The following is a 7,662-nucleotide window of genomic DNA, read 5'->3' on the forward strand; positions in this document are numbered from 1 at the left end:
GCTCTTGTCAACGCCCGGCTCGCTGGCGGTAACCAGCTTCTTCTTGATTTCGTCGACGACGTCCTTGGAGTTTTCCATGGCCGACGAAGCAACGTCGGTCTTGGCAGCGCCGAGGCCGAGGGCGTCCTGAACGGCCGAGAGGGCCTTGTTGTCCGAACGCATGGTGGTGGCGATCGACCAGTAAGCAGCGTTGTCAGCAGCGGTGCCGACGCGCAGGCCCGACGAGATGCGCTCCTGGGTGGTTTCCATCGAGGAGTTGATCGAACGCAGGGTAGCAAGTGCGCCCATGGCGGAAGAATTGGTGATGATGCTCGTCATTAGAGTGTCCCTTTATTACTTAAGACGATTGGGGGACATACCGGACTTACCGGTGATGGCGGATCGGCTTCATGCCACTCGGTTCCAACTATCTCGGAAGAAACCAAACCCGTCATGTAGAGTGGACTATCGCTGGCAAAGCTTGCGAATTGATTAAGCGCTTCACGTCACTGAAGCTGAGAAAATTTATACTTAACAACACTTTAACATCGGAACCCGGAGCGGCCCGCCGGTGCCGGGATTGCCTGGCGCGTCCTGGCGCCGGAATGGCTCCTGCCTGAGGCAAGCTCCCCCGGCTAAACTTCGAGCCGAACAAGGTCTAGCAAGCCGGCGGTATCCGCCGGGCATCTTCGACGGAGCTCCGAGTGAACGCCCAAGCCATCTTTTCGACCGCCTCCAGGCACTACCAGAAGGGGCAGTACACGGACGCGCTTAATCAGCTGAACGCGCTGATGGAGCTCAATCGCGACACCAAGACCTACGTGCTTCTCGCCAAGGTTCTCGCAAAGCTCGGGTTCAAGGCAGAAGCCGCGCGCGCCTACCAGCTCGCCGGCGAGGCCGGCGGCTCGCGGGCGGAGGACTACCTCACAGATGCGATGAAGCTCTACTTCGCCAACGGCCAAGAGGACGAGGCGCTGAGCATCGGCCTGCCGCTTCTGGACAAGGCCAAGACCGATCCGGAGATCGCCTTCATTATCGCCTCGATTTTCCTGAAGCGTGGCGAGAAGGCGATCCTCGGCCTTTTCAAGGCGCCACTGACGCTGAGCACCAATCGTCTGCACAACGCATTGGCCTTCAAGCTGCTGACGGCCGAGATCAACGACCTGCAGGACCGCGACGCGCTGACCAACCTCTTCCGCAACAATCCGAAGAACGGGACGCTGCGGTCGGCCTACCTCGTCTATGCGCGGGAAGCCAACGACTATGCCGAGGTCGAGAAACACGAGCGCGACATCCAGAAGGCGCTGAAGGCAGGGCAGACCGATTTCCTCGCAGCCGAGGCGCCATACTACCATTCGACCTGGTGCGGCGACGAGCGCCTGAACCGCATTGCCGGAGCTCAGCTTCAGCCCTATCCGAGGGGCCTGACGGACCTTCGCCGCAGCGCACCGCACAGCTGGGGCGAGCGCATCCGCATCGGCTACGTCTCCGCGGACTTCTGGGAAGACCATGCCACCATGAAACTGCTGCAGGCGGTGCTGATGGCGCACGACAAGGCGCGCTTCGACGTGACGCTCTTCTGCCACACCAAGAGCATCCACACGAGCCGCGACACCGGCACGCGGGCGAAGTGGGGCAGGATCATCGAGATCGGCGACCTGACCGACGAACAGGCGGCCGCGGTCATTCGCGCCGAAAACATCGACATTCTGGTCGACCTGAAGGGACACACGCTCGAAAGCCGGAGCACGATCTTCAATCAGGCGGCAGCGCCCGTTCAGGTTGGCTGGCTCGGCTTTCCCGGCACCACCGTGAACGTCGATCTCGACTACATCATCGGCGACCCCTACGTCCTTCCCGACGCCAGCAAGGTCCATTATCTGGAAAAATACTGCCGTCTGCCGGAGACCTACCAGCCCAACGATCCTTACGAGCGCCCGCGGTCCCAGCCGGTCTCCCGGCAGCAGGCCGGTCTGCCGGAGGATGCCTTCGTCTTCGCGTCGTTCAATGCGAACCGCAAGATTTCGCTGCAGACGATCAATCTCTGGATCGACATCCTGCGCCAGACCCCCGACAGCCTGCTCTGGCTGCTGTGCGATCGTGCGGACGCGCGGGCCAACATCCTTGCCAGGTTCAAGGGCGCCGGCATCGACACCAAGCGCATCGTCACCTGCGGCAAGCTGCTTTACCAGGACCATATCAACCGCATACCGCTCGCCGATATCGGGCTCGATACCTTCCCCTACAACGGACACACGACGACGTCCGAGCAGCTCTGGACCGGCCTTCCCGTCCTCACCCTCAAGGGCACGAACTTCGCCTCGCGCGTGAGCGAGAGCCTGCTCAACGCCATCGGTGTGCCGGAGCTGGTCACGGCCGGGCCGGAGGATTACGTGCGGGAAGCCGTCGCGCTCTACAACAACCGCGACAAGGTCGCCGCGTATCGCAGCACGCTCGAGGCGAACCGGTTCCAGATGCCGCTCTTCGATGCGGAACGCTTCTGCCTGCATCTCGAAAAGGGTTACGAAATGATGGCTGACCGCGCCCGACGCGGACTTTCGCCTGACCATATCGATGTCCCGGCACTGCCCGCGCGCAACGCCTCATTCGAGCGCTAAGAGCGGACCGTCAACGACAAAAGGCAGCGCCCACGGCGCTGCCTTTTTTGTTTGGTCGCTGATATTTCGAAGGAACGAGGCCAGCCTGACTGGTCAGCTGAAGGAGCGCACCAGACTGCCGACGAGCAGGTTCCAGCCGTCGATCAGCACGAAGAACAGGATCTTGAACGGCAGCGAAATGGCGGTCGGCGGCAACATCATCATGCCCATCGCCATGGTGATGGTCGCGACGATCAGGTCGATCACCAGGAACGGCAGCATGATCAGAAAGCCGATTTCGAAGCCACGGCGGATTTCCGAGATCATGAAGGCGGGAACGACGGCACGCAGATCGACCTTGTCGTCGACGACCACGGTCTGCCCCTTCTCCTTGGCGATATCGATGAAGAGCTGCAGGTCCTTGTCGCGCGTGTTGGCGAGCATGAACTCGCGGAACGGCTCGGTGACGCGCGGGATCGCCTCGGTTTCGGTGATCTGGTTCTTCAACAGCGGATCGATCCCATCGCGCCATGCGCGATCAAAGGTCGGGCCCATGACATAGAAGGTCATGAACAGCGCCAGCGAGACCATGATCATGTTGGAGGGCGTGGTCGCAAGGCCCATGCCGGTGCGCAGGATCGCAAAGGCGATCACGAAGCGCGGAAAGCTCGTGACCATGATCAGGATGCCGGGCGCCACCGACAGAACGGTCAAGAGACCGAAGGTGCGGATGATCCACGAGGCAACCGACCCGTCGACGGGCGTATTGAGGATATCAGAGGGAAAGCTCTGTGCGCCGGCAATACCGGACATCGCCATCATGGCAACTATAAAGGCGACTAGCCGGACCATTTACCGAATCATTGGATGACGAAGGTTCTGAACATCACATTGGTTACGCGGCCATCGGAGCGCAGGTCAACCCGCTCCTGGATGTCATCCCGGAGATATTGAAAGCCGCGAGGCCCCTGGATCTGTTGCAAGGAGATCGTCTTGAGATAGGCGGCTATATCCTGGTGGATCTGCTCTGCCAGCTTCGGGTCGGGAACGCCGTCGAACTGAAGGGCCACTTCGAGCCTGATCCAGTTCTCCGTCGGGTAGGCAAGGTTGGTGGTGATCGGCTCCAGCTGGACGACGCCATTGGCCTCGGTCGCCACCTTGGGCAGACCCTCCTCACCCGTGGCGTTGGCCGCAGGCTCCTTGCTGGCCTCGACCTGTTCCTTCGGGGGCGGCGGTGCGAGCAGGTCGCCGACCAGCCAACCGCCGCCGCCGGCGACCAGCGTCAGCACGGCGATCGCCGCGATTGTCAGTACCTTCGACGACTTCTTGGGGCCGTTGGCGGGGTCGAGTTCTTCCATCTTCAGTTCCCTGCCGATCAGATCAGATCGGCGAAATCAGGTCCATGATCTGCTGGCCGTAGGGCGGCTGCTGCACTTCGGTCAGGCGGCCACGACCGCCGTAGGAGATGCGCGCTTCGGCGATGCGGTCGTAGGAGATCACGTTGTCGGCGTCCACGTCCCGCGGCCGGACGATACCGGCGACATTGAGAATGCGAAGCTCGTGGTTGACGCGCACTTCCTGCGAGCCGCTGATCAGGAGGTTGCCGTTTTCAAGTACGCCGGTGACGACGGCGGCAACGAGCAGGCGAAGCTTCTCGGAGCGCTCCGTCTTGCCGTCGCCTTCGGTCTTGGTATTCGAGCCGTATTTCAGCTCGCCCGACCAATCGAAGTCGCTCGTCTGCGATTTGCCGTTGGCGCCGATGTTGAAGCCGCTGGCATTCTTGCGGCTGCGGTCGGTCTTGTTGTCGAAGGTGGCACCTTCGTTGATCTTGATGTCGACCGTCAGGATATCGCCGACATTGATCGCGCGGGCGTCCTTGAACAGCGCCGCCTGCTGATCGTTCCAAAGCGAATAGCCGTTCGTCATCTGGCGCGGCTGCTTCGGGTACGCCGCCAGCTGCGGCGTCTGCGAATATTGCAGACCGCTGCCGATCGGGCTCATCGACGGCGCCCGGCCGATCTCGTTGAACGCCTGGTTCTGACAACCCGCAAGGAGGGCGGCCCCGGTCAGCACGGCCGTTAGACGCTTGTTCATGATGGTTCCTTCGAGGTGTTCGGGTCGCTGGCACTCGAGATGATGTTGGTGAGGATCGCGGCCTTTTCGTCGGTCATCTCGCTGAGGATCAGCGACGACTGGCGCGGCGGCAGCCTCATGACGATCGCGGCTGCGATCTCGGGCCTCACCATTTCAAGTTTGCCGGCAGCGGCATCCGGCTTCATCGTCTTGTAGATATCGACGAGGCCGAGTTCGGCCTGCTTGAGGAAATCGTTGCGGCGTTTCAGCCAGTCTTCGTATTCCTCGCGCCTTTTCTCAAGCGTCGCGATGCGTTCGTCGATGCCCTTCTGCAGGGTCTCGAGATCCTTACGCTGCAAAACGTAGCGCTGGTCGCGCGCCGCATCGGCGATGTTGGTGCAGAACTGCTGGATCTCGTTCTGGGTCGCATCGCCCGCGGGCGGTGCGGTGACGTCCTGCGCAAACGCGCCTGGCATCGAGAGCATGGTGGCTGCGGCTGCCGCAGTGAGCAGCAGCTTATGGAGCCGTCCGGAGGTATGGTTCTGATTTGCAGTCATTGCAGCACAAGCTCCGCCTGGAGGGCGCCCGCCGTTTTGATGCTTTGCAGGATCGCGATGATCCCGTCCGGCTTGACGCCGATGTTGTTGAGGCCGGCGACGAGAGAACGCAGGCTCGAGCCGTTGAGGATCGCCACCGTGCCGCCGGCCGACTGGGCGTTGATCGTGGTGTTCGGTTCCATTGCCGTCTGTCCGCGCGAGAACGGCAACGGCTGGACGACCGTCGGCGTCTCGCTGACCTCGACGGTCAGGGTGCCATAGCTCACCGCCACCTCGTTGACGCGCACGTCCTGTCCGATGACGATCGTGCCGGTGCGTTCGTTGATGACGACGCGTGCAGGTACGTCGGTCTCGATGACAAGGTTTTCGATGTCGGCCATCAGACGCGCGAGATCAGCCATTTTCGGCTTTTCGACGAGTACCGCCTGGCTATCGCGCGCCTCGGCGATGCGACCGCCATATTGCTGGGAAGCGTATTTGTTGATCGCCGCGGCCATGCCGACGGCCGTCGAGAAGTCCGGATTGCGCAGCTGCAGCACGAGGTTGAAGCCATCCTTGAACTTGGAGGGCAGCTCGCGTTCGATGATGGCGCCGTTCGGAACCCGCCCGGAGGTGGTCACGCCCTGGTTGAGGGTTGCCGCGTCCCCTTGCGCATTGAAGCCGGTGACGACGACCGAGCCCTGAGCGACGGCATAGATCTGACCGTCGGCGCCCGAAAGCGATGTCATGACCAGAGTGCCGCCGCGCAGCGACGTGCTGTCGCCGAGCGAGCCGACCGTAACATCGACCCGGCTGCCGGGGCTGGCGAAAGGCGGCAGCGTCGCGGTGACGAGAACGGCTGCGACGTTGCGCGTACGGGACTCGCCGCCCTGCGTCGAGATGCCGAGATTTTGCAGCATCGCGCGGATCGACTGATCGGTGAACGGTGAAGAGCGCAGGCTATCGCCAGTTCCCTGGAGACCGACCACGAGGCCATAGCCGATCAGCTGGTTGTCGCGACCCGCCTGAAGCGAGGCGACGTCCTTGATCCTCGACGCACCGTGTGCCGGCGTCAGCGCCGCGGAGAGCGCGACGGCCAGCGTCAGGAACCATTTGCAGGCAAGCATTTTCATTTCGCCACCACATGAACAGTGCCGTCAGCCATCACCGTTCCGGAAACGATGACGCCGCTATCGATGTTACGCGCGCGGATCAGCTCGCCGACGGCGGCATCCTGGAGCGGAGATCCGGCGGCGCTGATCGTCAGGCCGCCATTGCTGAAGACGAGGCGCACCGTCGAGCCGCGCTCAACGGCGTACTGTTCGCGCAGTGCGCTCGCAAGAATGACCCGGCCCGGCAGAAGCGTACGCTTGGTGACCTTGCCCTCTATCTCGCCCAGGGTTCGGATATAACCGTCTGCGAGATCGGGATTGGTGACGTCGACGACCTCGACGCGGCTCGGATCGACCGTTTCCCCCGGATAGATGGTCTGGGTGGGGATGACAGCCGTCGGCTTCTCCGCGTAGACCGCTTGAGGCGACAGGAAAGCGCTGGCAAGCAGGACGCTCGCCAAAAGCTTCAGCGCTTGACCGGCCTTCGGGGGCCTGATGTCTGCGGTTCGGCGAAACGTCATGTTTGCCCCCTCTTTTCTTTACCTGAGGTTCTTGCTCACCGTGGCCGCCATCTCGTCGGCCGCCTGAATGATCTTGGAGTTCATCTCGTAGGCGCGCTGCGCCGAGATGAGATCGGTGATTTCCTTGACCGGATCGACGTTGGACGCCTCGAGGTACTTCTGCTTGATCTGGGCGAAGCCCGGATCCGCCGGTGTACCGACGATCGGGTCGCCGGATGCCGGCGTCTGCTTGAAGAGGTTTTCGCCCTGCGGCTCGAGACCCGCCTCGTTGACGAAGTTGGCGATGGTCAACTGGCCGATTTCCTGCATCGCCGGATCGTTGCCGATCCGGACCATCACCTGGCCGGAACTGGTAAAGACGATTTCGGTCGCATCCTGCGGAACCGTCACGCCCGGCACCACGGTATAGCCGTCGATCGTCACGAGCTGTCCTTGCGCGTTCTTGTTGAATGCGCCCGCGCGGGTGTAGACGGTTTCGCCATCGGGCGTCTCGACCTGGAACCAACCGCGGCCGATCAGCGCCAAGTCGTAGTCGTTGCCGGTCGAAACCATGCTGCCCTGAATGTGGAGATTGCGCACGGCGGCCGTCTGCACGCCGAGACCGATGATCGCGCCTTCGGGCACGATCGCCTGGTTGGAGCGGTTCGGCACGCCCTGGGCGCGTTCGGTCTGGTAGAGCAGGTCGGAAAATTCGGCGCGAGCACGCTTGTAGCCGGTCGTGTTGATGTTCGCGATGTTGTTCGCGATCACTTCCAGGTTCAGCTGCTGGGCGTTCATGCCGGTGGCGGCGATGGAAAGGGCCTTCATGTCTCGTTCCTTCAGATCTGCATGCGCGCGATTTCGA

At 62.2% G+C, this 7,662-nt stretch carries 8 protein-coding genes and 1 pseudogene; 1 reads left to right on the top strand and 8 read right to left on the bottom strand.

All coding sequences use genetic code 11. The annotated features are described in order from the left end of the window. Positions 1 to 318 (bottom strand): annotated as a pseudogene (locus VGO12_RS30615) (flagellin); the annotation flags it as partial. 365 nt (positions 319 to 683) lie between these two features. On the opposite strand from VGO12_RS30615, the gene VGO12_RS30620 reads away from it, so the two are divergent. Next, complete coding sequence (locus VGO12_RS30620) at positions 684 to 2,597, top strand: glycosyl transferase (protein ID WP_327516500.1); 1,914 nt, start codon at positions 684 to 686, stop codon at positions 2,595 to 2,597. Between the two features lie 93 nt (positions 2,598 to 2,690). Here VGO12_RS30620 and fliP read toward each other — a convergent pair whose 3' ends face one another. From fliP to flgG, 7 genes are read right to left on the bottom strand one after another with little or no spacing between them, the layout of a single operon-like run. Continuing rightward, positions 2,691 to 3,428, bottom strand: coding sequence for a flagellar type III secretion system pore protein FliP (fliP, locus tag VGO12_RS30625; protein ID WP_327516501.1), 738 nt, complete (start codon positions 3,426 to 3,428; stop codon positions 2,691 to 2,693). An 8-nt stretch (positions 3,429 to 3,436) separates the two neighbouring features. Beyond that, positions 3,437 to 3,934, bottom strand: coding sequence for a flagellar basal body-associated FliL family protein (locus VGO12_RS30630; RefSeq protein WP_327516502.1), 498 nt, complete (start codon positions 3,932 to 3,934; stop codon positions 3,437 to 3,439). Between the two features lie 22 nt (positions 3,935 to 3,956). Continuing rightward, positions 3,957 to 4,670 carry a flagellar basal body L-ring protein FlgH gene (gene flgH, locus VGO12_RS30635; RefSeq protein WP_327516503.1) on the bottom strand — a complete coding sequence of 238 codons (714 nt, stop codon included), beginning with the start codon at positions 4,668 to 4,670 and terminating at the stop codon, positions 3,957 to 3,959. Beyond that, the gene (locus VGO12_RS30640) at positions 4,667 to 5,206 is read right to left on the bottom strand and encodes a MotE family protein (RefSeq protein ID WP_327516504.1); all 540 of its coding nucleotides are present in this window, start codon (positions 5,204 to 5,206) and stop codon (positions 4,667 to 4,669) included. Before VGO12_RS30640 ends, flgH begins: the two co-directional genes overlap by 4 nt. After that, the gene (locus tag VGO12_RS30645; protein WP_327516505.1) at positions 5,203 to 6,318 is read right to left on the bottom strand and encodes a flagellar basal body P-ring protein FlgI; all 1,116 of its coding nucleotides are present in this window, start codon (positions 6,316 to 6,318) and stop codon (positions 5,203 to 5,205) included. Before VGO12_RS30645 ends, VGO12_RS30640 begins: the two co-directional genes overlap by 4 nt. Then, positions 6,315 to 6,818 carry a flagellar basal body P-ring formation chaperone FlgA gene (gene flgA / locus VGO12_RS30650; RefSeq protein ID WP_327516506.1) on the bottom strand — a complete coding sequence of 168 codons (504 nt, stop codon included), beginning with the start codon at positions 6,816 to 6,818 and terminating at the stop codon, positions 6,315 to 6,317. Before flgA ends, VGO12_RS30645 begins: the two co-directional genes overlap by 4 nt. An 18-nt stretch (positions 6,819 to 6,836) precedes the next feature. After that, positions 6,837 to 7,625: a flagellar basal-body rod protein FlgG gene (gene flgG, locus VGO12_RS30655; RefSeq protein ID WP_327516507.1), complete on the bottom strand. Its 789-nt coding sequence runs from the start codon at positions 7,623 to 7,625 to the stop codon at positions 6,837 to 6,839. Positions 7,626 to 7,662 lie beyond the last annotated feature (37 nt).

Origin of the sequence: Ensifer sp. (assembly GCF_035999135.1) — a bacterium.
In the GTDB taxonomy this organism is placed as follows: domain Bacteria; phylum Pseudomonadota; class Alphaproteobacteria; order Rhizobiales; family Rhizobiaceae; genus Ensifer.

Bases quoted from the DNA above. Each gene is read 5' to 3' on its own strand.
- flgH (WP_327516503.1), bottom strand. From the start codon at position 4,670: ATGAACAAGCGTCTAACGGCCGTGCTGACCGGGGCCGCCCTCCTTGCG.
- flgG (WP_327516507.1), bottom strand. From the start codon at position 7,625: ATGAAGGCCCTTTCCATCGCCGCCACCGGCATGAACGCCCAGCAGCTG.
- VGO12_RS30640 (WP_327516504.1), bottom strand. From the start codon at position 5,206: ATGACTGCAAATCAGAACCATACCTCCGGACGGCTCCATAAGCTGCTG.
- flgA (WP_327516506.1), bottom strand. From the start codon at position 6,818: ATGACGTTTCGCCGAACCGCAGACATCAGGCCCCCGAAGGCCGGTCAA.
- VGO12_RS30630 (WP_327516502.1), bottom strand. From the start codon at position 3,934: ATGGAAGAACTCGACCCCGCCAACGGCCCCAAGAAGTCGTCGAAGGTA.
- VGO12_RS30645 (WP_327516505.1), bottom strand. From the start codon at position 6,318: ATGAAAATGCTTGCCTGCAAATGGTTCCTGACGCTGGCCGTCGCGCTC.
- fliP (WP_327516501.1), bottom strand. From the start codon at position 3,428: ATGGTCCGGCTAGTCGCCTTTATAGTTGCCATGATGGCGATGTCCGGT.